3 protein-coding genes and 2 pseudogenes are annotated in these 2,838 nt (G+C 67.2%); 1 reads left to right on the top strand and 4 read right to left on the bottom strand.

Going from position 1 to position 2,838, the window contains the following annotated elements; genetic code table 11:
* Positions 1 to 356: pseudogene (locus tag CC207_RS27540) on the bottom strand (MFS transporter); the annotation flags it as partial.
* Positions 353 to 811, bottom strand: a complete 459-nt coding sequence (locus tag CC207_RS11295) for a nucleoside deaminase (protein WP_028689362.1) — start codon at positions 809 to 811, stop codon at positions 353 to 355. The pseudogene CC207_RS27540 and the gene CC207_RS11295, both read right to left, overlap by 4 nt.
* A gap of 196 nt (positions 812 to 1,007) precedes the next feature.
* Here CC207_RS11295 and CC207_RS11300 point away from each other — a divergent pair, with 196 nt between their 5' ends.
* Complete coding sequence (locus CC207_RS11300) at positions 1,008 to 1,445, top strand: carboxymuconolactone decarboxylase family protein (protein ID WP_062364339.1); 438 nt, start codon at positions 1,008 to 1,010, stop codon at positions 1,443 to 1,445.
* A 55-nt stretch (positions 1,446 to 1,500) separates the two neighbouring features.
* Here CC207_RS11300 and argE read toward each other — a convergent pair whose 3' ends face one another.
* Positions 1,501 to 2,661, bottom strand: coding sequence for an acetylornithine deacetylase (gene argE, locus CC207_RS11305; RefSeq protein ID WP_088852105.1), 1,161 nt, complete (start codon positions 2,659 to 2,661; stop codon positions 1,501 to 1,503).
* Positions 2,654 to 2,838: pseudogene (locus CC207_RS27545) on the bottom strand (DUF1028 domain-containing protein); the annotation flags it as partial. The pseudogene CC207_RS27545 and the gene argE, both read right to left, overlap by 8 nt.

Below are 2,838 nucleotides of genomic sequence, written 5' to 3' on the forward strand. Positions count from 1 at the left end.
TTGACCAAGCCTGGCATCATGCCCTGCACCACGGCGACGCCCAGCCCGGCGACCACCGCGCTTGCGATCAGCGCCCAGGCGCTGTCCAGTTGCAGGCGCCACAGACATGCCAGGGCGATGGCCGCCAGCCCCGCCAGCATGCCGCCATGCTCGCTCAACCAGCGCCGCAGCCAGGGTTGCAGGAGCGGCACCAGGCCCATGCACAGCACCGGCAACGCGGTCAGCAGCGCCGCCTGCTGGTAGCCCAGGCCAGTGCTATGGCGCATCGGTTCGAGCAGCGGGCCGATGCTGGTGAGGATCGGCCGTAGGTTCAACGCCAGCAGCACTACCAGCAACAGGTTCAACGTGCCTCTCATGCTTCGCCGACCTGCTGCCATTCACGGTACAGGCCGCTTTCACCCGCCGGTTTCAGCGGGCGCAGGGGCAGGCTCTGCTGCCGAGGCGGGCGGGCCATCTGCGCATACACCGCGGCGGTGGACAACCCATAGGGCTCGCCCTCGTCGTTGTCATAGGCGAACCAGGCGCGCTCGATGCCGCACAGGTGCATGGCGGCCAGGCACATCGGGCACGGATGGCCGCTGGCGTAGATCTCGGCGCCGTCCAGGCGCGCCCGGCCGAGCACCTGGGCGGCCTGGCGGATGGCCTGCATCTCGGCGTGGCTGGTCGGGTCCTGGGTACTGTGGATCTCGTTGACGGCACGGGCGATCACCTGCCCCTGATGGACCAGCACGGCGCCGAAGGGGCGGCCACCGGCCTGGATATTGGCGCGGGCAAGCTCAAGGGCCTCGCGCATGAATCGATCTGCGGACATGAAACGGTTCTCAGGTGTTGACCCGCCCATTATCCCGACTCGACCGCCCTGGCAGAAATGAAGAGATTGGATGCCTGTCAGTGCTCATCCGAATGACCGATTGGCCTCCTGGCAAAGCGCGGGATTGGCTATTCGGCGCGGCGCGGCCTGGCGCTAAGGTAGTGCCACTTACCTCTTGCCGACCTGGAGTCTCACCATGCACGACCGTATCGAATGGGCCAAACACTCGCCGGAAGCCTACAAGGCCATGATCGGCCTCGAACAGGCGCTGGTCGCCTCGGGCCTGGAGCACTCGCTGCTCGAGCTGATCCGCCTGCGCGCCTCGCAGATCAATGGCTGCGCCTATTGCGTCAACATGCACGCCAACGATGCGCGCAAGGCCGGCGAAACCGAGGCGCGCCTGCAGACCCTGAGCGTCTGGCGCGAGACACGCTACTTCAGCGAGCGCGAGCGGGCCGCCCTGGCCTGGGTCGAGAGCCTGACCCGCCTGGCCGAGCGTGGCGCGCCGCAGGACGAGTACCAGGCGCTGCTGGAGCACTTCAGCGCCAAGGAGGTCGCCAACCTGACCCTGGCCATCGCCACCATCAATGCCTGGAACCGTTTCGGCGTAGGCTTTGCGATGGTGCCGGCATAAGCCGCCAACGACGCCCGCGCCTGCCCCTTGGGTGGGAGCGGATGGGCATGCGCTGTCAATCCTGTCGCAGATGCTCCACCAGCCGACGCAACATGGCATCGCATCCCTGTAGCTGCTCGACACTGACAAACTCGTCGGGCTTGTGCCCCTGCTCCATGCTCCCCGGCCCGCACACCACGGTGGGGATGCCGGCCTGGTCGAACAAGCCGCCCTCGGTGCCGAAGGCCACCGTGCCAAAGTCGCTCGAACCGCTGATCAAGGCCACCAGGCGCGCTGCCTCGCTGTCGGCAGGCGTGGCCAGGCCAGGGTAGGCACTCAACGGTCGCAGGCGGATATCGCTCGCTCCGTTCACCGCGCGCATGCGCGGCAGCAACTGTGTCTCGGCGTAGGCCTGCAGCCGATCGGCCACGACCTGCGCCTCGAAGCCGGGCAAGGCACGCACCTCGAAATCGAACTCGCATTCGGCGGGGACAATGTTCAGGGCACGACCGCCCTTGATCACACCGGTCTGTACTGTGGAGAACGGCGGGTCGAAGCGCTCGTCGTGGTACTCGGGACGGGCCAGGTCGTCACCGATCTCGCCCAGCTTGCCGATCAGCCGCGCCGCGTACTCGATGGCGTTGACGCCGTAGGGGGCATAGGCCGAGTGGCAAGCGGCGCCATGTACCTGGCAACGCATGGCCAGCTTGCTCTTGTGGCCTAGCACCGGCTTGAGTTCGGTGGGCTCACCGATCAGGCACAGCCGCGGCTTGTGCGGGCGCTGCGCCAGGGCGGCGAGCATCGAGCGCACGCCCAGGCAGCCGACTTCTTCGTCATAGGAAAACGCCAGGTGCACCGGCAGCTTCAGCGGCTGAGCGAGCAACGCCGGCACCGTCGCCAGCACCGAGGCGATGAAGCCCTTCATGTCGGCCGTGCCGCGACCGTACAGGCGCCCTTCGCGCTCAGTCAGCCGGAACGGTTCGACGCTCCAGGCCTGGCCCTCCACCGGCACCACATCGGTATGCCCGGAGAGCACCACGCCGCCACGGTCGTCGGGGCCGATGGTGGCGAACAGATTGGCCTTGGTGCCCTCTTCGTTGTGGAACAGCTCGCTAGCGACACCAAGCCCGGCCAAGTAGTCGCGGATGAAGGCGATCAGCTCGAGGTTGGAATCGCGACTGACCGTGGCGAACCCGACCAACCGCTCCAACAGCGCACGGCTGGAAACCTCATTCATCGCCCGGCACTCCGTAGCTCGGCGCGGCGGTCGGGTTCAGGGCGCGGGTCACATAGTCCTGCATCTGCGGGCGGTAGGCCTGCCAGAGGTTGTCCAGCTCGGCGATGGGATCGTGCTCGGTCCAGTCCACGCGCAGGTCCACCAGCGGCCAGGTCAGCTCGCCGGCGATCTTCAACG

The organism is Pseudomonas sp. DrBHI1, from assembly GCF_002205115.1.
Lineage (GTDB): Bacteria > Pseudomonadota > Gammaproteobacteria > Pseudomonadales > Pseudomonadaceae > Aquipseudomonas > Aquipseudomonas mosselii.